The sequence below is a fragment of the Vreelandella sp. L-15 genome (assembly GCF_056857635.1).
Genome location: NZ_JBSXNN010000077.1, coordinates 1 through 25,252 on the forward strand (window position 1 = coordinate 1; position 25,252 = coordinate 25,252).

The following is a 25,252-nucleotide window of genomic DNA, read 5'->3' on the forward strand; positions in this document are numbered from 1 at the left end:
CCAATGGGGGAAAGGGGGAGTTGTGCCTGAATGCCGGAAACTGGCTAAATAATCGCCAACTTCGACCATGACCACTCGGATCTGGCACTACCAGGCTTGGTCTGCGAAGGTTGTTGGAGCACTATGAGAAATCCGGGCTAGTGGCCGTACAAGGCCATGACAGGCTACGGCGCAATGCCTTGTGCACATCCTTTATATTGTTCGCCACCAATGGTGAACGTCACGCGAGCAGGATAGGGTTCGCCACTCATATCGTCGAAACAGGCACCTGACTCAATACGTACGCGGAAAAACTGCTCGGCGTTGGCATTCTCGATCACCACCCGGCCCGCGTCGTTATCCATCACGCTGACCATATAAGGCATGGTGGTGGTGTCGCTGCCGTAGTTGGTAGTCCAGGTCATTACTGGCGCATCGTTCGCCAGCTCGATCGTCCAACCCGGCTCGTTGCCGCGGGCTAATAACATCACGCCTGGGTGGCGTGATCGGGTCGCAACCTCCCGGTCAACCCCTTGCTGGCACTGCAATTGCCCACGGGGCGTTTCAATTTGCGCCTGATCGCCGCGGTTCCAGAAGCTGATATCGCCATTTTGATAGCGGGCACCGCTGGCCACCACGGCTTGAGGCAGTCGCCACGCGCCATGTAGCGACCACAGCCGTAACTCTTCACCATTGACGGCCGTGACTAAGTCTTGATTGGCTGGTTGGCAGTTCCAAGCTTGAAAGCGCTCAGCGCTACCGGGAAACAGCACCGAAGGCAACAGTGGTGCACTGCTCTGCACGGTGGTTTTTACCGGCTGCTCCGGGGCGGGCGCACTGGTCGCGCAGCCCGCTAGCAGTAAACCGGCAGCCACCGCCGTGGCGAATCGTAGTGACGTAACATTAGCACTCATCTGATTTTGCGCGGGATACCCGGTACTTCTAGTGCCGGGAGGGATAGCGCGTCGCCCGCAGGGCGACTGTGTTACGCCACCGCCCGTCCCGCTTCTCCTGTTAGGTTGCTGAAGAGTGTGACGTAATAGCCGTAGCCATCGCTCCGTTGGATAAGGGTGCAGTATTTGTGCGAGATGCCTTGCACTGCACCGTATTCGGCTTGGATGTTAAAACTGCCGGTTTTGCGTATCGCGACACGCCCTGTATGGGTGCCTGCTTTCTTGCCGGTGGGTACTATCGCACGCACCATGTCACCGGTTTGAAAGCCGTGCACCTGCTTTTGCCGCATCAAAAAGCCCCGTGGGAAGCCGTGTTTCGTTAAGCGCGTGCGCTGGTAGCTGCCGCGCCCCATCGCCTTGATCGTCAGTGTCGGCACTGTCCAGTCATACAGCTTACCAAAAGCTCCGACACACGCGGCGTCCAGGGCATGCGTCTTGGGGATGTTGAGGCGCTGCCGGTTGTATTTGGTGCGGCCACCGCTGCTCACGGCGACCGGTAAATCCGTGGTTTTGAGCGCGGAGAACAGCGCCCAGCGGGTCGCATTGACCGCACTGGCATCGCGCATCGGTTGCTTGAGCTGGCGCTGTACACGTTCCAGCTGTGCGTCAGCTGATAAGCCGTTAGCCTTGAGGCGCTTTTTCAGGCCTTTGTTGGTGGCGAAAAAATCGGTCAGTGTCTGGCTATCTTTCTCGGCATTACAGGGATGGCAGCTTAGGGTCAAATTGCTAACACGATTCGAGCCGCCGCGTGAACGCGGCACCACATGCTCGATCTCCAGCGGCGTATCGGCGGTGCCACAGTAGGCACACTCCCGCCCCCATTTTTCCAGTAGGTATTCGCGCACCTCGTAGCCCAGCAGGGTGCCTTGCTGGTACTCCACGCCGCTGATCTCGGGGTTTTCTAGCTTCTGCGTATCAAAGCGCACTAACTCCTGGCTGATGCCGGTGATGGGTGCCGACTTGGATAGCCGATTGACCCACGCCATCACCGTATCCACCCGATGCTGCAGCGACGGTGCCAGCCAGCCCTTAGGTTTGATGCGATTATTGAAGCGCGGGGCGCGGTAGCGCAGGTTGGCACTGCGGCGGCGACGCCGAAAGGCGGCGCGTTGCTGTAACGCCTTTTTGATCTGGTAGCCACGATGGATCAGTTCAAACAGGCACAGCACATGCCGCAGCTCACCCTCTGTTTCACGCATCAGCGCCAGCCCGGTCGTTTTGCTGCCAGGGTCGATGCCCAGGCGAAGCGGTTGCGCCTCGCCACCGACGCGATTCTTGAGCCGAATCGTGAACGGGTAGCGCTTATGCACCACGGCACGACCACGCGCCAGCAGCAACCGAGCGCGCTTTTCACTGCACGGCATCAGCGGTTGCTTCTTTTTGTCCAGTACGAAAACCGCCATGCGATCTTCTCCTTAAATAGCGCCCTTACGGGCCTTGTGTCGCAGGGCTTACGCCCCGTCTCCCCTCGGGAATGTCGATAACCGGCTCCTGCCTTGTGGCAGCGGTCAAGACCTTCGGCGTTTTACCCTGCGCCAGCATGATCTTGACCTTTCAGAGCCACGGACTGAGGAAGCATCCGTGGGTGAGTCTTGGCGACCTGTTATCAACGTAGCGGCTGTACCGCCCGCTTACCCTGGTCAACTAGGCTTGCTTTCACAAGCTCCCGCCTTCAGGCGGGGGTAGTTGACTGAATACGCTCCCTGTTAATCCCTCATCAGTAATACCCTTGCGCGCGACTTACTTTTGTTTGAAAGCGCTCAAGTCATGCGGGTCAAACGTGGTGACTTCTTTGGGTAGGCCCAACGCTTCACGCTTCACTTTAACCTGCATTTTTTCCGCTAAACGCTCGGCATCGTCGTCGGTGGTGCGTCCATTTAGCTCGGCAAGCTGGGCCATGCCCTGGTGGTAAAAGGTCAGGATATCCAGCGCTAGGCGATTATCCTCTTCCACCGCGCGGCGCAGCGGCTGTAGGTAGCTGCTAATACGCGACAGGTGATGCTTGAGCTGCCAAACATAGCGCACCTCAGCCATCCATGGGCGCTCTCTTAACGCAGCGAACATAGCGCTGGTGGCGAGCAGGCCCAACAATACGCCCAGAGCGTTCAGCCAGACGCTGCTGCCAAAGGTAGTGGTGAGGAGCATTGAAAATAGCAGGCCAAAAATAATCAGTTGCCCGGCCATCGCCACGCTGATAATGCGGGCTTTGCGCTGGTAAGACGCGGGGTCGTGCTGTTCAAGGGAAAAGGCCATGGCCAACCTCGTGATCAAAAGGAACTCTTATGATACGGGGCTGGCCGGGGCAGTCAACGCGCTAGGTCAGTCGTTCCGCGGCGGTTTTCAGCAAGCGCTCGGTGGTCTCCCAGCTGACGCAGGCATCAGTGACCGAGACGCCGTAGCGTAGCGCACTGGGCGTCAACGCTTGTTTGCCTTCGTACAAATGGCTCTCTAGCATCAGTGCCACCAAATTTGCGTCGCCCGCTTGACGCTGAGCCAATACATCCAGCATCACTTCGCTTTGGCGGCGGTGATCTTTGCGGGCATTGGCGTGGCTGCAGTCCACCATCAAACGCGGATTCTGGCCTGCTTCGCGCAGTGTATTAACTGCGCGGCGTACATGGTGGGCTTGGTAGTTGGGCTCGCCGTGGCCGCCGCGTAGCACCACGTGGGTGTGCGGGTTGCCTGCGGTCTCCTGCATAATAGGGCGGCCCTGGCGATCCATGGCAAAACGCTGATGGGAGTGGGCGGCAGCCTGCATAGCATCAATGGCCACCTGCACATCGCCGCTGGTGGCATTTTTGAAGCCTACGGCGGCGCTGAGGTCGCTGGCCAGCTCACGGTGCAACTGGGATTCCGTCGTGCGCGCCCCAATCGCTACCCAGCTCAGCAGGTCATCCAGGTACGGGGCTAACATGGGCTGTAACAGCTCGGTGGCCACCGGCAGGCCGCGAGAGGCGACGGCGTGCATAAGCTCACGGGAAAGGGCGATACCGCGCGGCATGTCGCCGCTGCCATCAAGATCAGGGTCGTAAGCCAGCCCCTTCCAACCGACCGTGGTGCGCGGCTTTTCAACGTACACTCGCATCACTGGCAAAATATGCTCGCTGACCTCATCGCTAAGCGCTGCTAGCCGATCCGCATACTCCAAGGCGGCATCCGGGTCGTGGATGGAGCACGGACCCACTACGACCAGCAGACGGTTATCTTGACCGTTAAGGATATGCTGTACCGCTTGGCGCTGCTGGTCGATTTGTGCACTCAGCGTGCTATTCACCACCACGCGCTGGCGCAGCTCAACGGGTAGCGGCAGCGCCATCGCAGACATAAGCGTGGAGGCCTGGGCAGTAGAGGAACAAGCGGTGTTGATTGGGGCATTCATAGGGTTAACTCTCCGAATTCGTATGACATAACGCGTGACATCGCATCATCAACTTGCCACCCAGGTGGGCACGATCGGAGGTGGCAGCTTGCACCGAACGCGCGTCGCTAAATCGCCAGCCATAGCCATAGCCGAGATAACGGATGGCGTTGGGGCTAGCGATTGAGTGGGCGCGATAAGACATGGTGCAGCTCCTTAATAATCTACCTATGAAAAAATGAGGGTTAATAAAACGAAAGAAGCCTCGGTGGGGTTACCCACCGAGGCTTCTTTGCATGCGGCAGGCAACCGGGGCGGTGTGCCTGTTGGCGCGACGCTAGGCGTCGGCCAGGGGCACACCGTGGCTAAACCAATACGCTGCATAGTTAAAGCTATAGGAAGTACCCACCTTCGCCCAGGCCTCAACCACCGTTTCCGGTTTGGTGTGAGTGCGCTGTAAAGGCTTGCCATGTGGCATGGTTGCTTCCTCAATATGACGTGTGTACTACATGACGTGTGTACTACGTAATGACCTAATTCTGCCTGCCTGCGCGCTAAATGGCAACAAGCAATTACCGCGAGCGTTCAATTTCCTAGCGACGAGTATTAGCTGCTAAACGCCTGAATCCAGCCAATAGTGGCAGGCAGTGCGCTCATACCTACCAATACCACGATACCCAGAATAATCGACAGAATGCCGGAATCGTCTTTAAAATTATCGTCGTGATGGGCCATGAAAGCCTCCTAGTGATCAGTAGTATCTACGGTGTATGCCGTACGCCAGAAAGTGACCCACTATTTTAGTGAGGGCGGGGTGCGTAGGCAAATACATCCGAGAACATACGTTCATTGCCCACGCCCAAACGCTCCAGCACGTCCACACAGGCATATACCATGCCCGGTGAGCCTGAGAGGTAAATATCGCAGTCGCTAGGCGTGACCGGTGCATTCGACAGCTCGCTTTCTAACACCAAATCAACGCGCCCCTGATGGTGGGCAATGCGCTCGCCCGACGCCAGCGGCTCGGTCAGCGGGAATTCAGTGACCGCATGAAACGCAACGTTTTCATACTGCTGCGCCCATTCGCAGGCAAGGTCTTCCGCATATAAATCGCGGTGCTCACGGTTCGCCCACCATAATGAAATGGGTCGTGTGGGCTGGTCACGAAGCGCAGCTTCGACGATGGCCTTCATTTGGGCAAAACCGGTCCCTGCGGCAATCAATAGCAGCGGGCGCTCACTTTGCGTATCCAGCACGCAATCGCCGCTGGGCAGACGCACCGTTAGCTGGTTGGCGACCTGCAACAGTTGGCGCAGCCGCTGGGAGTTATCACGCTCGGGCCAGTGCTGAATTTGCAGCTCCAGCGTGCCATCGCCACGGTCGGCGCTGGCAATCGAGAAAGGCACCCAAGTGGCCTCGTCTAGCATTAGCTCAAGATACTGACCAGGAGCGTGTTGCATTGCTTCAGCGCGACCGGCAAGCGTAACTTTAAATACGTCAGGATTAAGATCCTCGACGGCGGTGACTTGGCAGGTTAGCGTTTTACACGTTAACGTCCTAGCGCTCATGAAAGCCTCTTTATGGAAAATCGTTCGGCCCAGACGGCCGATTAACCGTGGCGCGGTGTGGGTAGCGGAATATCAATGCCCAGCTCATCCCAACGCTCGTCAACGCGGGCTTTCACCGTCTCATCCATCACGATGGGAGTGCCCCACTCCCGGGCGGTTTCGCCGGGCCACTTGTTCGTTGCATCCAGCCCCATCTTGGAGCCAAGTCCGGATACCGGTGAGGCGAAGTCGAGGTAGTCGATAGGCGTGTTTTCCACCATCACCGTGTCGCGGGCAGGATCCATGCGCGTGGTAATCGCCCACATCACGTCTTCCCAGTTACGCGCATCCACGTCATCATCCAGCACGATGACGAACTTGGTATACATAAACTGGCGCAGGAAGCTCCAAACCCCCATCATCACGCGCTTCGCGTGGCCGGGGTACTGCTTCTTCATCGTCACAACCGCCATACGATAGGAGCAGCCTTCTGGCGGTAGATAGAAGTCGACGATCTCGGGGAACTGCTTGCATAGAATGGGCACGAACACTTCGTTAAGCGCTACACCTAAAATGGCGGGCTCATCGGGTGGACGACCAGTATAGGTAGAGTGATAAATGGCATCGCGGCGCATGGTCATCCGCGTCACGGTAAACACAGGGAAATGATCCACTTCGTTATAGTAACCGGTATGGTCACCAAACGGCCCTTCCGGTGCCATATCGTCCGGATAAATAAAGCCTTCCAGAATAATTTCGCTGGAGGCGGGGACTTCCAGGTCTGCGTGACCGCACTTCACCAGCTCGGTACGCGAACCGCGCAGCAGGCCAGCAAAGGCGTATTCTGAGAGCGAATCGGGCACCGGCGTGACCGCGCCTAATATAGTCGCCGGGTCAGCGCCTAGCGCCACGGCGACAGGAAAGGGCTCACCGGGATGGGCTTTTTGAAACTCAAGAAAGTCCAGCGCCCCGCCACGGTGGGAGAGCCAGCGCATAATCAGGCGATTCTTGGCGATTTTCTGCTGGCGATAAATCCCCAGGTTCTGGCGCTTTTTATGCGGGCCTTTGGTGATGACCAGCGGCCAAGTGACAAGCGGTGCCGCATCGCCGGGCCAGCAGTGCTGAATCGGCAGGCGGCCGAGGTCCACTTCATCGCCTTCGTAAACGACTTCCTGCACAGGAGCTCGCTTAACGCTTTTAGGCCCCATACTGAGTACCTGCTTAAAGATCGGCAGCTTATCCCAGGCATCTTTCAGGCCTTTGGGCGGATCTGGCTCTTTCAAAAACGCCAGCAGCTTACCCACTTCACGCAGCGCCTCTACTGAATCCTGGCCCATACCCAGCGCTACCCGTTTCGGGGTGCCGAATAGGTTGCCCAGTAACGGCATATCGTGGCCCTTTACATTTTCAAACAGCAGTGCAGGGCCACCGGCTCGCAGCGTACGGTCACAGATTTCAGTAATTTCTAGGTAGGGATCAACTTCCGCTTTAACTCGCTTTAGCTCACCCTGGGCTTCAAGCGCCGCAATAAAATCGCGCAAGTCGTTATACTTCAAAGCACTCTCCTCAACCCGGCTGTCAGACGCTGCTCTTGCAAACGCATGGCAGTAGATGCAGCGCCTTAACGACGCTTCATCGCTTCAAAGAATTCCAGATTGGTCTTGGTATCTTTCAGACGATCAATCAGGAACTCGGTCGCTGCGGTATCTTCCATCGGGTTAAGCAGCTTGCGTAGAATCCACATGCGCTGCATTTCGTCTTCCGACGCCAGCAGGTCTTCGCGACGCGTGCCGCTGCGACGAATGTTGATGGCCGGGAAGACGCGCTTTTCGGCCAGCTTGCGGTCCAGGTGGGCTTCCATGTTGCCGGTACCCTTGAACTCTTCGAAGATGACTTCGTCCATCTTGGAGCCGGTGTCGACCAGCGCCGTGGCGATGATCGTCAGGCTGCCGCCCTCTTCGATATTACGCGCGGCACCAAAGAAGCGTTTCGGCTTCTCAAGCGCGTGGGCATCCACACCACCAGTAAGCACCTTGCCAGAGCTAGGCACCACGGTGTTGTAGGCCCGCGCCAGACGGGTGATGGAGTCGAGCAGAATCACCACGTCTTTTTTGTGCTCAACCAAGCGCTTGGCTTTCTCGATGACCATTTCGGCCACCTGAACGTGGCGGGCGGGCGGCTCGTCGAAGGTAGAGGCGACCACTTCACCGCGTACGGTGCGGGACATCTCGGTGACTTCCTCCGGGCGCTCATCGATCAGCAGTACGATCAGATGACACTCGGGGTTGTTCCGCGTGATCGACGTCGCGATGTTCTGCAGCATCAGCGTCTTACCCGCTTTCGGCGGAGACACCAGCAGTCCACGCTGGCCTTTACCGATCGGTGAAGTCAGATCAATGATCCGAGCAGTGAGGTCTTCAGTAGACCCGTTGCCGATCTCCATGCGCAGACGCTCGGTGGGAAACAGCGGCGTCAGGTTCTCGAAGAGAATCTTATGCTTGGCGTTTTCCGGGCGGTCAAAGTTGATCTGGCTAACTTTGAGCAGGGCAAAGTAGCGCTCGCCCTCTTTGGGCGGGCGGATTTTGCCGGAAATGGAGTCGCCTTTGCGCAGATTGAAACGACGAATCTGTGAGGGCGATACGTAGATATCGTCCGGCCCAGCGAGGTACGAGCTGTCGGCGCTACGCAGGAAGCCGAAGCCATCCTGAAGAATTTCCAGCACACCGTCGCCATAGATATCCTCGCCGCTTTTGGCGTGTTTCTTGAGGATGGCGAAAATGATGTCCTGCTTGCGCGAACGGGCTAAGTTGTCGATACCCATTTCGCGGGCGATATCGAGCAGCTCGGGAACGGTTTTTTGCTTGAGTTCAGTGAGATTCATCGGTGTGTTAGAAAATTGCTCATGAAAGCTAGGCGCTAGGCGCCGGGAATAAGACAGGAGGCTTGGCCTAAATATAGGGCTAAGCGCCGAGTGATGCGTTCAGAACCCCATCTAGGCACACGCTCGAGTGGTGAAAGCTGGGCAGTCGCTGTAACAATGCCTAAAGCATAACAATGACATCAATGACTGCTTGGCGTGAGGGTGCAAACAAACTAGTTAATCTGATTGGCACAGAAAAATGCTGTTTCAGCGGGTTATCTGACGACTTGGACATCTGGCTGATGCCATCTGGATACGTACTGCTCGGGGTGCCCGAGTCAGTGCGCTTGTTAGACGAACAAGCCAACTCGGATCAAGCCAGTAGCTCGATGGTAGTCAAGGCCCGCGACAAACGCAAGCCTTTGGCAATTGACAATAGTTAGAGGTCACCGCAACCTTGGCATAGCCAATTTGAAGGATAGCTCATGCCCAAGGACATTTCGCTCCCCATCGCCGCACCCAATGCCGAATTTGAGAGCGGTGAACCGCAGCGCCTAGCCGCCATTGACCTTGGCTCCAATAGCTTTCACCTACTGGTTGCTAACTACCAAAATGAACGTTTACAAGTAGTGGCACGACTAGGTGAAAAGGTCCAACTGGCGGCAGGACTTGACGAGAACGGTTACCTCAGTGAAGCCGCTATGCAGCGCGCCCTGGATTGCCTAGGCCGTTTTGCGCCGTTTTTAACCGATATCGAAGGCCCTAACCTTCGTATTGTGGGCACCAATGCTCTGCGTGACGCCCACAACAGCCAAACCTTTATCGAGCGCGCCGAAGCCCAGCTTGGCCACGCCATCGAGATTATTGCCGGGCGCGAAGAAGCCCGCCTAATTTATTTGGGTGCCGCCCACGCCCTGGCCGAAAGCGGCCGCCGCTTGATTGTCGATATTGGCGGCGGCTCTACCGAGTTTATTATCGGTGAAGCCTTTGAGCCCAAAGCGCTGGAAAGCCTGCGCATGGGTTGTGTCACGTTTACCAGACGCTTTTTTGCCGATGGCGAACTTACCGAAAAGCGCATGCGCCGCGCCGAGCTGGCAGCGCTTTCAGAGCTGGCCAACATCCAGCGCCCTTACCAGCGCTTAGGATGGGATGATCCGGTAGGCTCCAGCGGCACGATTAAGGCTGCTGCCAGCGTGCTGCACGCTTACGGCGACACGCCTCAAGAGGGGGTGATTACCCGCAGCGGCTTGAAAAAACTGCGCGAGCGCCTGTTGAAATGCAAACATCTGGAAAAGGTCGAGCTGGACGGCCTCAAACCCGATAGGGCTCGGGTATTTCCGGCGGGCATTGCCATTTTGAGCGCCATTTTTGAAGCCTTCGACCTTCACCAAATGCGCTTTGCCGACGGCGCACTGCGTGAAGGCGTGCTCTATGACATGGCGGGGCGCAACAGCGCCGAAGATACCCGCTCCAAAACCCTCGACATGCTCAAGCGAGTGTATGACGTAGATACCCGGCAAGCAGAAAATGTGGCGGAAACCGCCAAGCACTTGTTTGCCGTAGCGAAGCAGCCGTGGGGCTTAACCGCCGAACAGGGCCACTATTTGAGCTGGGCAAGCCATGTGCATGAAATTGGGCTAGCCATCTCCCATAGCCAGTTCCACCGCCACGGCGCGTATCTATTAGAGCATTCGGACCTAGCCGGGTTTTCTCGCCCCGAGCAGCGCTTGTTGGCGTTTTTAGTGCGTGCTCACCGGCGTAAATTCCCGCTTAAGGAGTGGCAAGCGCTGCCTGCCTCACAGCAGCCAAGCGCGGCTAAGCTTGCCCGCTTGCTACGCCTCGCCGTGCTGATTAATCATTCGCGGCCTGAAGGCGCACCCATACCGCCCCAAATTGCTGCTGACAGCAATGGCGACGCGCTCACCATTACGCTGCCCCCCAGCGATGAACCCACGCTGCTCAGCACCGATTTAGAGCAGGAACAGACGTTCATGGCCAACGCCGGGTTTTCGTTCAACCTGCATACGCCCTCCTAACCCTCGCGATGAAACGTCGCCCCTTCCGCCTGCCACAGAACGTAGGCAGGCGGTTGGAGCACGCCCAGACAGCGCTCTCCGGCCATCACAACAATCAGCCGCTCCCGCTCCCAGGGCGGAAGCGCCCGTTCTTGCAGCAAGCGTTTGAGGTCGCGTCGGCCACGCCCAGGCAATACGAGCACTTCCCCGCCCTGCCGCCAGCGCAGCATGAACGATTCTGCTAAGTAGGCATCGCATTCCAGACGAAGCTGTAGCGGCCCAAGAGGAGTACTCACCCCTGGCTCTCCGCTCCAAGGCGCTTGCCAATCCGGCAACGCAGCCAACGGCGTCATAAGATAAAGCCTGCGCCGCCACACCCGGGCCTGGGCTCCGGGCCACTCTACTAGCACCTGGGCATCCTGGGCGGCGGTAAGCTGGCCGAGCAGGATGGCCAGACGCGCCTGTGGAGGCGTGGGCAGCCTTAGCTGCTGACACAGCGTACGAACGAGCAGCCGCTGACGGGGTAACGGCAATGCGGCCAATGCTGACGCATCGAGACAGCCCGTTCCCAACGTAAGCACGGCCAACTCCTCGGCGGCGTAGCTGGCAAGGAGCGTGTCGGCCTCACCGGCCAAGCCAGCGCTCTTGGCCAACGAACGTACCGCACCAGGCCAGCGCTGAGTCAGCATTGGCAGCACTTCGTGGCGCAAACGGTTGCGATCAAATTCAATATCGCGATTGGTGGGGTCTTCACACCAAGTCAGTGCCATAGCGTGGGCCGTATCAGCCAGAGTTTGGCGGCTGATGCTGAGCCAAGGGCGCACAAGCGTAATGCCTTGCCACTCCCGTTGATATGGCATGCCCGCCAACCCACGAATACCGCTCCCCCGCAGCGCTGCCAGCAAGAGGGTTTCCGCTTGATCATCCTGATGCTGACCAAGCCATAGCGCGTCACCCGGCTTCACATGCTGCGCAAAGGCCGCGTAGCGAGCGCGCCTAGCAGCACCCTCTACCCCTTCGCCTCGCGATTCAATCGCCACACGCTCAACCGTTAGCGGCACGCCAAGGCGCTGACACAGCTGTTGGCAGTGGGTTTCAAAGTCGGCCGCCGCCGCCTGTAGGCCGTGATTAACATGTAGGGCGCGTAGCACTTGGCCGCTGTCTTGGCAGGCCTCCGCGGCTAGCATCAGCAGCAGCGACGAGTCCAAGCCACCGGAGAGCGCGACCCAAACGCAACGCCCCGGCGGGGTTTCCGCCAGGGCGTCGTGAAGCAAGCGTAAAAGCCGTTTAGGCGGCTGGGGCGCCATAGCTCATCAGGCGCTCATAGCGGCGCTCAAGCAGGGCATCAATATCCAGCGCTTGCAGGCGCTCAAGGCTGGCAGAGAGCGCGTCTTTAACCCGCGCTGCGGTGTCTATCGGGTGACGATGGGCGCCGCCCAACGGCTCTTTGATCAGCGAATCTACAAATCCCAGCTCTTTTAAGCGCTCGGCGGTGATTCCCATGGCCTGGGCCGCATCGGGGGCTTTTTCGGCGCTCTTCCACAGAATGGAGGCGCAGCCTTCTGGGGAGATGACCGAGTAGGTAGAGTACTGCAGCATGTGCAGCTCATCGCACACGCCAATCGCCAGGGCTCCGCCGGAGCCGCCTTCGCCCACCACGGTGGAAATAATCGGCGTCTTCAGGCGCGACATCACCGCCAGGTTATAGGCAATCGCTTCCGACTGACCACGCTCTTCCGCGTCGATACCGGGATACGCGCCGGGCGTATCGATAAACGTCAGAATGGGCATTTTAAAGCGCTCAGCCATTTCCATTAAGCGGCACGCTTTGCGGTAGCCTTCCGGGCGCGGCATACCAAAGTTACGGCGCACCTTCTCTTTAACATCACGGCCTTTTTGATGGCCAATGACCATCACCGACGCATCGTTTAAGCGGGCAATGCCGCCGACGAGGGCAGCGTCATCCGCAAATTTTCGGTCACCGTGCAGCTCATCGAAATCGGTAAAAATATGTTCTAAATAATCCAGCGTATAGGGGCGCTGGGGGTGCCGCGATAGCTGGGAAACCTGCCAAGGGGTCAAATCTTTGAAGATTGATTCCGTTAACTTGCGGCTCTTCTCCTCCAGCCGTGAAATCTCATCTGAGAGGTTCACCTGGCTGTCGGAGCTCACCAAACGCAGCTCCTCAATTTTTGCCTGGAGTTCGGCAACGGGCTGTTCAAAATCGAGATAGTTAGGATTCATCGGCTCTGCCTGTAAGCTGCCTATAAAAAAATAAGCCTTGTCGAAACGAGCATATTGGGCGCCATTATCGCACCCTGACCCTGCCACGCAAGGCAATGCCCGCTCAATTCCGTACGAGCGCCCTGGGGCGCTCGTACGCTAGGTGATTAACGGTAGCGTAACTGGACGCCTACCTGCCCTTGCACATCGCGCAGCGCAAGCAGCAGATCATCGCTCGGTGCAACCTTCCACTCCTCGGCCAGCTCCAGCCAAGCGGTCGCGTCTGGATGGCGATATTGAAGTCGCACGGGTAGGCCGGTGTTATCCCGGTAGGGTGTCAAGCTATCCCGCAAGCTTTCGACCAGCCGGCCGTTAATCTGCCCGGCGTCCAATGCCAGCTCAACGGCTTGGCCGTAGCGCACGCGGGCCGTGACCATCGGCGTCACATCTTTGCCGCGCAGCCGTAGGCCACCGGAAAAGTCGTCGCTGGAGACTTCGCCCTCCACGATAATGACTTGGTCTGACTCAATTTGGCCACGTAGCTGCTCAAAGAGTTCACCAAACAGCGATGCCTCAATGCGCCCAGTGCGATCATCCAGGGTGATAAACGCCATGGTGTCGCCCCGCTTGGACTTCATGGTACGCATGGCGACCACTAAGCCTGCCACCCGCTGCGGCTCCCGAGAGGGCTTTAAGTCACTAATACGCGTGGAGACAAAGCGCTTGAGTTCGCGCTCATATTCATCAATGGGGTGCCCGGTCAAGTAGAGCCCCAGAGTGTCTTTTTCACCAGAGAGCCGCTCGCGATCCGTCCATTCGCGCACATGACGATACTCGGCGTAAACATCGCTGGCCTCTTCTTCGGCGACGAAGGCATCACCAAACATGTCCATCATGCCCAGGTTCTGGTTGGCGTGATTTTGTGCAGCGGCCTTCAGCGCATCTTCCATCGCCGCGAACAGCACCGCCCGATTGGGCCCCAGGTTATCCAACGCGCCAGAGCGTATCAGCGCTTCCAGGGTACGTTTGTTCATCCGTTTCGGATCGATGCGGCGGCAGAAGTCGAACAGATCGTTGAACGGCCCGTCCGCGTTTCGCGCTTCCACAATCGCGCCAATCGGGCCTTCCCCGACGCCACGTATCGCGCCCAAGCCGTACACCACCCGCCCTTCGGTATCCACGGTGAACTTGTAGCCACCGACGTTGACATCCGGTGGCGTCACCGTCAGCTTCAAGTGACGACACTCTTCGATCAGCGGCACCACCTTGTCCAGGTTGTCCATCTCGGTGGACATCACCGCCGCCATGAACGGGCCTGGGTAGTGGGCCTTCAGCCATGCGGTTTGGTAAGACACCAGCGCGTAGGCCGCCGAGTGCGACTTGTTGAAACCGTAACCGGCAAACTTCTCCACCAGGTCGAAGATGTTGCCCGCTAAGTCTTTGTCGATGCCGTTGGCGGCACAGCCTTCCATGAAACCGGAGCGCTGCTTGGCCATCTCTTCGGGCTTTTTCTTGCCCATGGCACGGCGCAGCATGTCGGCCTGTCCTAGGGTGTACCCCGCCATCACCTGGGCGATCTGCATGACCTGCTCTTGGTAGAGAATGATGCCGTAGGTGGGCGTCAGCACCGGTTTTAACAGGTCGTGCTGGTAATCCGGGTGTGGATAAGAGACTTCTGCCCGGCCATGCTTACGGTTGATAAAGTCATCCACCATGCCCGACTGCAGCGGGCCGGGGCGGAACAGTGCTACCAAGGCGATCATATCGTCCAGGGAGTCGGGCAGCAGGCGCTTGATTAGCTCCTTCATGCCGCGGGATTCGAGCTGGAACACCGCCGTGGTTTCTGCCCGCTTGAGCATCTCGAAGGTTTTGCCGTCGTCCAGGGGAATGGCGTCGATATTGAGCGGTCCCTGGCCTGCTGCGTCACGCACCTTATCCACCATCTCAAGTGCCCAATCGATGATGGTTAGGGTACGCAAGCCCAGGAAGTCGAATTTGACCAGCCCGGCGTCTTCGATATCGTTCTTATCGAACTGCACCACCAAGCCCGAGCCATCTTCGTCGCATAGCAGCGGTGAAAAGTCGGTGAGTTTGGTGGGAGCGATCACCACCCCCCCTGCGTGTTTACCGGTACCCCGCGTGGTGCCCTCGAGTTTCAGGGCCATTTCCCAGATCTCTTCGGCCTCTTCGTCGTTCTCGATGAACTCTTTGAGCGCGGGCTCCTGCTCGATGGCCTTGGCCAGCGTCATGCCCACTTCGAACGGGATCAGCTTGGAGAGCTTGTCACCCAGCGAGTAGGGCTTGCCCTGGGCACGGGCCACGTCGCGCACCACCGCCTTGGCGGCCATGGTGCCGAAGGTGACGATCTGGGACACCGCGTTACGACCGTAGCGGTCGGCTACGTACTCGATGACCTTGTCACGCTTCTCCATGCAGAAATCGACGTCAAAGTCGGGCATCGAGACACGCTCAGGGTTAAGAAAGCGCTCGAACAGCAGATCGTAGCCGATGGGGTCGAGGTCGGTGATCTTCTGCGCGTAGGCCACTAGTGAACCGGCACCGGAGCCACGCCCCGGCCCCACCGGCACGTTGTTATCCTTAGCCCACTGGATAAAGTCCATCACGATCAGGAAGTAGCCGGGGAAGCCCATCTGAATGATGACGTTGAGCTCAAACTCCAGCCGGTCGCGGTAGCGCTGATCAATCTCGCGGAACGCCTCGCTATCGCGCGGATACTGCTCGGCGGGGAACAGAAAATCGAGCCGCTCCGTTAGGCCATCGTGGGAGACCTTGCGGAAGAATTCATCCTGGGTCATGCCCTCGGGGATGCCGAACTCCGGCAGGAATATCTCTCCCAGGCGCACATCGACGCTGCAGCGCTCGGCGATCATCACGCTGTTTTCCAGCGCCTCGGGGATATCGGCAAACAGCGCCGCCATCTCGTCGGGGCTTTTGAGGTACTGCTCTTCGGTATAGCGGCGTTCGCGGCGCGGGTCGTCCAGGGCTTTACCCTCACCAATGGCGACGCGGGTTTCGTGGGCCCAGAAGTCTTCCCGTTCCAGAAAGCGCACATCGTTGGTGGCGACAACCGGCGTGCCGGTCTCGATCGCCAACTGAACGCTAGCGTGTACGCAGGCCTCTTCCAGAGGGCGGCCGGTGCGGATGAGCTCCAGGTAGAAGCGGTCGGGAAACGCCTGCTGCCACTCTTCCAGCAGCTGGCGCGCTTCCCGCTCGTGCTCGGAGAGCAAGTGGCGGCCAATCTCGCCTTCGCGCCCGCCCGACAGGGCAATCAGACCTTCGCTCTGCGCCAATACCCACTGCTTATCAAGAATCGCCCGCCCCTGGCGCTGCCCATCGGTCCAGCCTTTGGAGATCAGCTCGGTGAGATTGCGGTAACCCACATCGTTCATCGCCAGCAGCGTAATGCGGTACGGGTGGGCTTCGTCGTGGGGGTTCGCCAGCCAGAGATCGCTGCCGATGATCGGCTTCAACCCGGCGCCCTGGGCGGCTTTGTAGAATTTGACCAAACCAAACAGGTTGGCTTCGTCGGTGAGCGCCAGCGCCGGCATCCCGCGCTCAGCGGTCGTGCTGACCAGTGACTTGAGTTTGACCAAGCCATCGACCAGAGAGTATTCACTGTGCAAACGAAGATGAACGAACGGAACCGTCATGGGACTCTCAGCATAAAACGCTAAATAAAATAAATAGAACGGCTACAGCAGCGCTAACTGGCGCTGTACCGGCGCGAAGCTTTTGCGGTGCTCTGCCAGCGGCCCGTGGGCTTCCAGCGCTGCCAGGTGCTCTTTGGTGGGGTAGCCCTTGTGCCGCGCAAACCCGTATTCAGGATAGCGCAGATCCAGCTCGGCCATTTGCGCATCCCGCGCTACTTTGGCCAAAATAGACGCAGCGGCAATGGCCGGATGGCGGGCATCGCCCTTCACTACGGCCTGACCCGGCAGCGCGTGCCCCGGCAGCCGGTTACCATCCACCAGCAGATACTCCGCCTGGGGAGCTAACGCATCCACTGCACGACGCATGGCCAGATGCGTCGCGTGATAGATATTGAGCGAGTCGACCTCTTCAGCGCTCGCCTCTGCCACTGCAAACGACAGCGCACGCTCGCGAATGAGCACATCCAACGACTCACGCCTGCGGGCAGTGAGCTTCTTGGAGTCGGTTAAGCCGTCGATAGGTGCCTTGGGGTCCAGAATCACGGCGGCGGCTACTACGCTCCCCACCAGCGGCCCGCGGCCGACCTCATCGACCCCGGCCAAGAAGTCACCGGTATACTCCACGACTAGCGGTGGAAAGTCCGCTGGTTTAACCGCCATCAGGTTTAGCCTCCAGCAGCTCGCCTGCTACCAGGGCGGTAATGGCCTGCGCGGCACGCTCGCTGGCATTACGCTGCAGCGTTGCATGCATTGCGGCAAAGCGCGCCTCCAGGCCGTGACGCATCTCGGCATCGCTAAGTAGCTGGCCTATTTGCTCGGCAATCGCCTCCGGCGTGGCCGCGTGCTGAATCAGCTCAGGCACCACGCTCTCCTGGGCAATCAAATTGGGTAGTGAGATCCACTGGGTTTTCACCAGCCGTTTGGCGAGCCAATGGGTCGCGGGCGCCATTTTGTACGCCACCAGCATGGCGCGATGGCAGAGCATGGCCTCTAGCGCTGCCGTACCGGAGGTCAGCAGTACCGCATCGCTGGCGACCATCGCCTCGCGGGCTTGGCCCTCCAGCAGCGTGACCCGCTGGGCCAACGTGGGATAGCCTGCCAGCAGCTCGCGCAGCTCTTGATGGCGCTGAGCGGTTGCCGCGGGTACCACCACCTGTAAGCCCACGTGGCGCTGGCACAGCAGCGTGACTGCGTCCAAAAAAGTGGTGCCCATAAAGCGAATTTCGTTACCCCGGGAACCGGGTAGCAGCGCTAGTACCGGCGCGTTTGAGGCTAAGCCCAGCTCACGGCGAGCCGCGTTACGATCATTCTCCAGCGGCAGTTCGTCGGCCAACGGATGACCAACGAAAGCTACGGGAACGTGGTGGCGATGGTAGAAATCCGCCTCGAAAGGCAGCAGCGTGAGCATGGCATCCACGGCGTTGGCGATCTTCTTCACCCGCCCCTGCCGCCACGCCCATACCGAGGGGCTCACGTAGTGGGCCGTCGTGACGCCAGCGGCACGCAGCTGCTTCTCCAGCCCAATGTTGAAGTCCGGGGCATCGATACCGATCATGACGTCCGGCTGCCAAGCCAGCGCCTCTTCACGCAGGGTGCGGCGTACGCGGATCAGTTCAGGCAGGTGCTTAAGCACCTCGACCAACCCCATCACTGAGAGGGTTTCGAGAGGAAAGCGGCTCTTCAAGCCTTGGGCCTCCATACGAGGGCCGCCCATACCGCGAAACTCCACCTGGGGATGCCGGGCGCGCAGCGCCTGCATCAGTCCCGCACCGAGGATATCGCCGGAGAGTTCGCCTGCCACAAGGTATACGCGCTGCAGTGTCATAGTGACGGGAGAGCCGGTTAGATGAGTATTAGCGAACGATACCGCGTGTTGAACGCTCGATGGAGTCAGCGAACAGGGCCACTTCAGGCAAATCAAAGCGATTACGCATTTCGCTCACTGCCTGCTCGACGGTTAAGCCTTGACGATAAACCAGCTTGTAGGCTGTGCTGAGTGCAGCAATCGCTTCGCGGCTAAACCCTCGGCGCTTCAACCCCACGAGGTTCAGTCCGCGCGCTTCTGCCGGGTTGCCGTTAATCATCACATAGGCAGGAGTGTCTTTAGTGATAATCGAACCGCCGCCCGCCATGGCGTGATCGCCAAAGTGACAGAACTGATGCACTGCCGCCAGGCCGCCCAAAATAGCGTGATCACCGAGGGTGACATGGCCTGCCAGCGTGACTTGGTTCGCTAAAATGCAGTCATTGCCAATCACACAGTCATGCCCTACATGCACGTAGGCCATAAACAGATTACGTGAACCGATGGTGGTTTCGCTGCGATCCTGAACAGTGCCGCGATGGAGGGTCACCCCTTCACGAATGACGTTATCGTCACCCATCACCAGCCGCGTTGGCTCGCCCGCGTACTTTTTGTCCTGGCAATCTTCGCCCACCGAGGCAAACTGAAAAATACGCGTGCGCTCGCCTAGCACCGTGGGGCCTTTCACCACCACATGGGGGCCAATGACCGAGCCTGCGCCAATCGTGACGTCAGGCCCAATCACGCTGAACGGGCCAACCTCAACGTCATCAGCAAGCCGTGCCGCTGGGTCGACCAATGCAGTAGGATGTATCAAGCCACCTTCCTCTCGGCACAAATGATTTCCGCTTCGCAGGCCAGCTCGCCGTCTACCGTGGCACGGCAGGCAAACTTCCAAATACCGCGTTTACCGCGAATCACATTCGCTTCAAGCGTTAATTGATCGCCAGGCATGACCGGGCGCTTAAAACGCACGTTGTCGCTGCCAACGAGATAATACACATAGCCATCAGCGGGCAACTTATTGACCGTTTTAAAGCCTAGAATACCGCATACCTGAGCCAGCGCTTCAACAACCAGTACCCCGGGCATAATCGGGTGATGAGGAAAGTGGCCATTGAAAAACGGCTCGTTGATGCTAACGTTTTTATACGCAACGATGGTTTCGCCCACGGTTAACTGCGTGACTCGATCCACCAGCAAGAACGGATAGCGGTGGGGCAAGTATTCGCGAATTTCGTTGATATCCATAACCATCGTAACGACCTCTAAAATGACAAAAGGCCTGAGCAGTATCAGGCGCGCACCAGTAATCCTACTGGTAAAAGGCAGTGGATTATAACCTGCTGCTATTAAGCCTCAAGCTACTCCCTCAGGAAACCCTTCTTTCTTCACGATTCTCGCTGGCTTTTTTCCACCCGCGCCAAGCGCTTGGCAATATCGTCGAGCTGCTTGAAGCGCACAGCATTTTTACGCCATTGGGTGTTGCTCATGGCCCCGGTCCCCGAAGAATAAACCCCCGGCTCATGAATTGAGTTGGTCACTAGGCTCATGCCGGTGACCTGAACGCCATCACAAATGGTGAGATGACCAGATAGGCCCACACCACCGCCCAACATGCAGTGTTTGCCCACTTTGGTGGAGCCTGCAATCCCTACACAGCCTGCTAACGCGCTGTGGTCCCCAATGGTAACGTTGTGGGCAATCTGCACTTGGCTGTCGATTTTGACATCGTTGCCAATGACGGTGTCACCTAACGCACCTCGGTCAATACTGGAGCAGCTGCCCACTTCAACATCATCACCTAGCACCACGCCGCCAAGCTGAGCAATTTTGTGCCAGCCCGCACCATCATGGGCAAACCCAAAGCCATCACCACCAATCACACAGCCGCTGTGTAAAATCACTCGCTTGCCCACGACCACACCGTGGCAAACGGTGACATTGGCATGCAGCCGCGTGTCGTCACCGATGACACAGTCAGCGCCAATCACGCTACCCGCGCCAACCACTACACGGTCGCCCAGGACAACGCCTGACTCAATCACCGCATTGGCTTGGACGCAAACCTCGGCCCCAAGCGTCACGCCCTCTGCGACTACTGCAGAGGGATGAATACCCGGCACATCCCGCGCTGGCAGCGGATCAAATAGCTGGGAGAGCTTGGCGTAGCCCAAGTAGGGGTTATCCATCTCTAGGCGCGGCACAGGGCAGTTCTTGCCGTGCTCCGGGTGCAGCAGTACCCCTGCCGCTTTGGTGGTAGCGAGATCTTTTAAGTACGCACGGTTGGCTAAAAATGCGACTTGGTCTGGCGCTGCTTCCTTGAGCGTTGCCAAACCACGAATTGGCTGGTCGGCGTCGCCCTCGAAATCAACGTCCAGGTGACGTGCGATATCCGCAAGGGTGAGGTGATGAGAAGCGTGCGTCATGAGAGCCCAAGGAAGCAGTGGTGCGGCTAAGCCGCACCAGTAATCATTAAATTAGTTCAGCGAATCAAAAATCTGAGTGACTTCGTTCGTCACGTTGGGCAGGTCCGTCGAGGAGTGCAGCACGCCCTGAGGCTCAACCAACACGTCGATATTATGACGTTCTAACACCTGCTCTACCGCCTGTTCCAGCTTAGCTTCTGCCCCCTGCAGGAACTGCTGCTCGGAAGCCTGCTGGGCCTGCAGCACTTCACGGCGCAGCTGCTCAAAGCGGCCGCCTTTCTGCTGCAGCTCGGCAATCAGCGATTCACGTTCGGACTGGGACATAGTCTCCCCTTCCTGCTGTAGGCGGGTTTGCAGTTGCTGCAGCTCGCCGCCCAACGCTTCGGCTTCGCGTTGCTGGCTACCGATTTGTCCTTCCAGCTGGCTCAGTGATGACTGAGCCGACTGGGTATTCATCAACGCAGCGCGCCAATCCAACACGGCCACTTCGGCAGCATAGGCAGGTAGAGCCATCGCCCCAAACAGGCACACGGCAGCGGTCAGTTTACGCATCATTGTGATACTCCTTAAATTAGAACGTTTGACCCAGCGAGAACTGGAAGAACTGCGTATCGTCACCACTTTCGTCGTTCAGTGGCTCAGCCACGCTGAAGGTCAGCGGGCCGACAGGGGTTAGCCAGGAGAGGCCAATACCAACACTGTAGCGCAGCTCACCCAGATCAACGCCAGAGCTGCACTGCTGACGTCCTGCGTCTGCCTCCAGCACATCGTAGCACGAGCTTAAGAAGGTATTACCCGCATCCAGGAACAGCGTAGGCTGTACCGAGCGCTGGTTCTCGACGAACGGCATGGGGAAGAGCACTTCCGCAGAACCTTCTACCAGAACGTTACCGCCCATCGTCCGGTCACGACCACCCTCGCGGGCAGGGGTGGTTCGCTCGCCCAAAGTGTTATAGGTAAAGCCACGCACCGAGCCTAAACCACCCGCGTAGAAGTTCTCATAGAACGGATAAGGGTCATTACTGCCTAGGGTGTCGGCATAGCCTAAGTTACCGCTAAACTTCAGCGCCCAGGTTTCGTCATCGTTAATCGGGAATAGCTGCTGAGCACGGGCCCGAAGCTTGTAGTACTCTGCATCGCTGCCTGGCACGCCGGTTTCAAGCGATACGCGCTGGTAGTTACCGGCGGTGGGCATAATCCCACGGTTAAGGTTATTACGCGTCCAGCTTGCCGTTAGCTTGAGACTTTGGGCATTCTCACCTTGGTCTTCTACATAGCGGCGAATCTCAGAGGCGGTGTCAAAGTAGGTTTTCACCGTCACATCTTCAACGCTGGCATCAAAATTCAGGCGAGACAGCTCGCTGATGGGGTAGCCGAAGTTGATACCGGCACCGTAAGCATTGGTCGAGAACGTCGAGATATTCGAGATATTCGAGTTGGCATAGTCGGTTTTCCGGTAAAACAGGTTATATCCGCGGGAAATACCATCTAGCGTCCAGTAAGGGTCGGTAAAGGCAAAGTTGACACTGGTAAAGATGTCACTGCGCTGGGCACCAACGTTGACACGATTACCAGTACCCAGGAAGTTATTCTGGGCTAGACTTACCCCATAAATCACCCCGGCACTTTGAGAAAAACCGACACTGGCCGAGATGGAGCCGGAAGGCTGCTCTTCCACGTTGTAGGTGACATCCAGCAGGTCGGGCTGCCCCGGTACGGGCTGAGTGTCGACTTCCACCTGGCTGAAGAAGCCAAGCCGCTCCAGGCGCTGACGCGACTGGGTAATAGACTCGGTGGAGGCAGGCGCGCCCTCTAGCTGAATCATTTCCCGACGCAGTACTTCATCCTGTGTCGTGGTATTGCCGTAGAACTCGATGCGGCGAACATAGGCCCGCTGGCCGGGATTAACGGCAATGACCAAATCGACGGTTTCACCGTCATCGGCCATTTCAGGGACACCCTGCACATCGGCAAAGGCAAAGCCCTCGGCGCCTAAACGCTGGCGCAATGCTTCTGTGGAGGCGTTCACCTCTCCGCGAGAGAAAATATCACCACTGCTGATTTCCAGCAGATTACGAGCTTCGTTCTCGCTGATTTGAAGGTCGCCAGCGAAACGAATATCGCCCACGCGATACTGGTTGCCTTCATCAATATTCAGGGTGATAAAGATTTCTGACTTTTCAGGGCCGATAGAGACTTGCGTAGAAGTAACATCAAAGTTGACGTAGCCACGGTCAAGATAGAACGAGCGTAGGCGTTCGATATCACCAGAGAGCGCTTCTCGGGAGTACTCATCTTTCGAGAACCAGCCGAAGATACGGCCAGGGCGGTCGTTTAGCTCGAACACTTCACGCAGGGTTTCATCGTCGAAATCCTGGTTACCGACGATATTGATCTGGCGGATCTTGGCGACTTCACCTTCATTGATATCGATGTTGACCTGGACCCGGCCCTCATCAATCTCTTCCACCTCAACATTAATGCCAGCGCTGTAGCGACCCTGAGCCTGATACACGCCCTCAAGCTCGCGCTCAATCTCGTCAAGGGTAGAGAGTTGCAGTACCTGACCTTCCGACAGGCCAGACTGACGCAGACCATTACGCAGGTCGTCATCGGAAATCTGCCGATTGCCGGTAATGTTCAGACGCGCAATGGTGGGCCTTTCGACGACCTGAATGACCAGAACATCGCCTTCCCGGGCTAGCGAGACGTCTTCGAACAGGCCAGTGGCAAACAGGTCACGTGCGGCAGCGGCCAGCTGCTGCTCACTGACGCGGTCGTTGGCACTGACAGGAAACGCATTAAAGACCGAGGCGGCGGATACCCGCTGTAGTCCTTCCACACGAATGTCCGAAACATCAAAGGATTGTGCCTGGGCGCCGCTGGCGCCTACCAGCAAGAGTGCCGCCATTCCAAGGGTCTTGATTTTCATGCAGTCAATTCGCTCGCGTTGGTCTGCCCGTCGGTTAAGACAGGCACCATATACATTTGTGCAGGCAGATGACAAGGCATCCTGCGCGCTACACGCGTTATTACCACAGGCGCATCAAATCAAAATAGAGCGCCATCAGCATCAGGGTGCCAACCATGGCAAGTCCGATGCGCAGCCCTATCGCTTGTGTCTGCTCAGATACCGGCCGCCCACGTACGACCTCGACAAAATAGTAAAGCAAATGACCGCCGTCGAGCACGGGAATGGGCAGCAAATTCAGTACACCTAAACTAATCGAAAGATACGCTAAAAAACCAACGAAGGCTTCTACCCCAGCACGCGCAGAGTCTCCGGAAATTTGCGCAATCGTGATCGGCCCCGATAGGTTAGAGGGCGAAATTAACCCCACTAACATTTTGCGAATGGCGTCGACCGTCAGCAGCACCATTTCACCGGTGCGCGACAGCGCTTGTCCAACCGCTTCAATCGGCCCATAGCGAATTTCGCGCTGCAGCGACTCAGGCCAGCTAAACGGCTCTGCACCGGCACCAATGTACCCAACCTCGGCACCACTCTCCAGCGTATTACGTCTTGGCGTGAGCGAAAGCGTTCCTGCTTCGCCATTACGCTGATAACCAACGCTCAGTGTCTCGCCTGCGCTATCGCGGATCACCGCGACAAACTGCATCCAGTCATTAATGGGCTCACCGTTAAGGGCGACGATGCGATCCCCTGCTTGAAGCCCGGCTTCAGCGGCGGCTTGCCCATCCACCACTAGGCCAAGCACGGCGGGCACATCGGGTCGCCAGGGCGAGAAGCCAAGGCTCTGCAGCGGCTGTGGCGGATCCTGGCGAACCATGTAGTTGTTAAGCGGCAGTTGATAGCTGCGGGTGGCGCTAGCGCCTTCCGGCACTGCCTCAATAGTTAAATCACCGCTGAAGCCAATCATGGAGACCAGCTTTAAATTAATCTCTTCCCAGGAGCGCATTGCATCGCCCTGAATCGCGGTAATTTCACTCCCCTGCTCCAACCCCGCCTCTGCGGCTGGGGAGTTAGGCGTAATATCGCCAACTATTGGCGCTACGGTGGTTGTACCCGCCACAAACAGCGCCCAGTAGGCCACAATAGCCAGCAGGAAATTGGCGATGGGGCCCGCGGCCACAATAGCAATACGTTGCCAAACGGTTTTACGATTAAACGCTTGGTCTAGCTGCTCTTCCGGTACCGGCGCTTCACGCTCGTCGAGCATTTTGACGTAGCCGCCCAATGGAATGGCCGCCACCGCAAACTCGGTGCCATGGCGATCAATTGTTGACCACAGCGGCTTGCCAAACCCTACGGAGAAGCGCAGCACCTTGACGCCGCAGCGGCGTGCAACCCAAAAGTGACCAAACTCGTGAAAGGTCACCAGCAGCCCCAGCACCACGATGACGGCTAAGATATTCTGTATCAGGCCCACTTTTTGCTCCTTTGCACGACAC

At 58.0% G+C, this 25,252-nt stretch carries 21 protein-coding genes; 1 reads left to right on the top strand and 20 read right to left on the bottom strand.

Annotation, left to right across the window (positions count from 1 at the left end):
* Positions 1-164: 164 nt before the first annotated feature.
* The 9 genes from AC13CY_RS10980 to rho form a co-directional block, all read right to left on the bottom strand.
* On the bottom strand, positions 165-893 hold the full coding sequence (locus AC13CY_RS10980; protein WP_074211048.1) for an MliC family protein: 729 nt from the start codon (positions 891-893) through the stop codon (positions 165-167).
* 71 nt (positions 894-964) lie between these two features.
* Entirely contained in the window at positions 965-2,335 is a 1,371-nt protein-coding gene (gene iscB / locus AC13CY_RS10985) for an RNA-guided endonuclease IscB (protein ID WP_483052522.1), read from the bottom strand.
* Positions 2,336-2,672: 337 nt separating this feature from the next.
* Positions 2,673-3,185, bottom strand: coding sequence for a DUF3087 family protein (locus AC13CY_RS10990; RefSeq protein ID WP_044629698.1), 513 nt, complete (start codon positions 3,183-3,185; stop codon positions 2,673-2,675).
* Positions 3,186-3,246: 61 nt separating this feature from the next.
* Positions 3,247-4,311, bottom strand: a complete 1,065-nt coding sequence (locus AC13CY_RS10995) for a 3-deoxy-7-phosphoheptulonate synthase (RefSeq protein ID WP_483052523.1) — start codon at positions 4,309-4,311, stop codon at positions 3,247-3,249.
* A gap of 316 nt (positions 4,312-4,627) precedes the next feature.
* Positions 4,628-4,768 carry a hypothetical protein gene (locus AC13CY_RS11000; RefSeq protein ID WP_164834378.1) on the bottom strand — a complete coding sequence of 47 codons (141 nt, stop codon included), beginning with the start codon at positions 4,766-4,768 and terminating at the stop codon, positions 4,628-4,630.
* Positions 4,769-4,896: 128 nt separating this feature from the next.
* On the bottom strand, positions 4,897-5,025 hold the full coding sequence (locus tag AC13CY_RS11005; protein ID WP_266100037.1) for a hypothetical protein: 129 nt from the start codon (positions 5,023-5,025) through the stop codon (positions 4,897-4,899).
* Positions 5,026-5,090: 65 nt separating this feature from the next.
* The gene (locus tag AC13CY_RS11010; protein WP_044629701.1) at positions 5,091-5,858 is read right to left on the bottom strand and encodes an NAD(P)H-flavin reductase; all 768 of its coding nucleotides are present in this window, start codon (positions 5,856-5,858) and stop codon (positions 5,091-5,093) included.
* 41 nt (positions 5,859-5,899) lie between these two features.
* Positions 5,900-7,393 carry a 4-hydroxy-3-polyprenylbenzoate decarboxylase gene (ubiD, locus tag AC13CY_RS11015; protein WP_044629702.1) on the bottom strand — a complete coding sequence of 498 codons (1,494 nt, stop codon included), beginning with the start codon at positions 7,391-7,393 and terminating at the stop codon, positions 5,900-5,902.
* 65 nt (positions 7,394-7,458) lie between these two features.
* Positions 7,459-8,718 carry a transcription termination factor Rho gene (gene rho, locus AC13CY_RS11020; protein WP_474354515.1) on the bottom strand — a complete coding sequence of 420 codons (1,260 nt, stop codon included), beginning with the start codon at positions 8,716-8,718 and terminating at the stop codon, positions 7,459-7,461.
* Between the two features lie 464 nt (positions 8,719-9,182).
* On the opposite strand from rho, the gene ppx reads away from it, so the two are divergent.
* Positions 9,183-10,733, top strand: coding sequence for an exopolyphosphatase (gene ppx / locus AC13CY_RS11025; RefSeq protein WP_483052524.1), 1,551 nt, complete (start codon positions 9,183-9,185; stop codon positions 10,731-10,733).
* Here ppx and tilS read toward each other — a convergent pair.
* The 11 genes from tilS to rseP all read right to left on the bottom strand — a co-directional run bounded on the left by tilS (position 10,730) and on the right by rseP (position 25,230).
* Complete coding sequence (gene tilS / locus AC13CY_RS11030; protein WP_089675579.1) at positions 10,730-12,019, bottom strand: tRNA lysidine(34) synthetase TilS; 1,290 nt, start codon at positions 12,017-12,019, stop codon at positions 10,730-10,732. The genes ppx and tilS overlap by 4 nt on opposite strands.
* Positions 12,000-12,956, bottom strand: a complete 957-nt coding sequence (gene accA / locus AC13CY_RS11035; RefSeq protein ID WP_483052525.1) for an acetyl-CoA carboxylase carboxyl transferase subunit alpha — start codon at positions 12,954-12,956, stop codon at positions 12,000-12,002. Before accA ends, tilS begins: the two co-directional genes overlap by 20 nt.
* 146 nt (positions 12,957-13,102) lie before the next feature.
* The gene (gene dnaE / locus AC13CY_RS11040; RefSeq protein ID WP_474789677.1) at positions 13,103-16,606 is read right to left on the bottom strand and encodes a DNA polymerase III subunit alpha; all 3,504 of its coding nucleotides are present in this window, start codon (positions 16,604-16,606) and stop codon (positions 13,103-13,105) included.
* A gap of 42 nt (positions 16,607-16,648) precedes the next feature.
* On the bottom strand, positions 16,649-17,266 hold the full coding sequence (rnhB, locus tag AC13CY_RS11045; RefSeq protein WP_058579684.1) for a ribonuclease HII: 618 nt from the start codon (positions 17,264-17,266) through the stop codon (positions 16,649-16,651).
* A complete protein-coding gene (lpxB, locus tag AC13CY_RS11050) occupies positions 17,256-18,431 on the bottom strand; it encodes a lipid-A-disaccharide synthase (RefSeq protein WP_172515371.1) in 1,176 nt (391 codons plus the stop codon). The genes rnhB and lpxB overlap by 11 nt, the downstream gene beginning before the upstream one ends.
* A 28-nt stretch (positions 18,432-18,459) precedes the next feature.
* Positions 18,460-19,227, bottom strand: coding sequence for an acyl-ACP--UDP-N-acetylglucosamine O-acyltransferase (lpxA, locus tag AC13CY_RS11055; protein WP_044629711.1), 768 nt, complete (start codon positions 19,225-19,227; stop codon positions 18,460-18,462).
* Positions 19,224-19,667 (bottom strand): 3-hydroxyacyl-ACP dehydratase FabZ, encoded by a 444-nt coding sequence (gene fabZ, locus AC13CY_RS11060; RefSeq protein ID WP_044629712.1) that lies wholly within the window; start codon positions 19,665-19,667, stop codon positions 19,224-19,226. Before fabZ ends, lpxA begins: the two co-directional genes overlap by 4 nt.
* A gap of 134 nt (positions 19,668-19,801) precedes the next feature.
* Positions 19,802-20,839, bottom strand: coding sequence for a UDP-3-O-(3-hydroxymyristoyl)glucosamine N-acyltransferase (gene lpxD / locus AC13CY_RS11065; protein ID WP_089675581.1), 1,038 nt, complete (start codon positions 20,837-20,839; stop codon positions 19,802-19,804).
* 51 nt (positions 20,840-20,890) lie between these two features.
* Positions 20,891-21,391: an OmpH/Skp family outer membrane protein gene (locus tag AC13CY_RS11070; RefSeq protein ID WP_058579694.1), complete on the bottom strand. Its 501-nt coding sequence runs from the start codon at positions 21,389-21,391 to the stop codon at positions 20,891-20,893.
* A 19-nt stretch (positions 21,392-21,410) separates the two neighbouring features.
* Entirely contained in the window at positions 21,411-23,771 is a 2,361-nt protein-coding gene (gene bamA, locus AC13CY_RS11075; protein ID WP_367946380.1) for an outer membrane protein assembly factor BamA, read from the bottom strand.
* A gap of 100 nt (positions 23,772-23,871) precedes the next feature.
* On the bottom strand, positions 23,872-25,230 hold the full coding sequence (gene rseP / locus AC13CY_RS11080) for an RIP metalloprotease RseP (protein WP_172515370.1): 1,359 nt from the start codon (positions 25,228-25,230) through the stop codon (positions 23,872-23,874).
* Positions 25,231-25,252 lie beyond the last annotated feature (22 nt).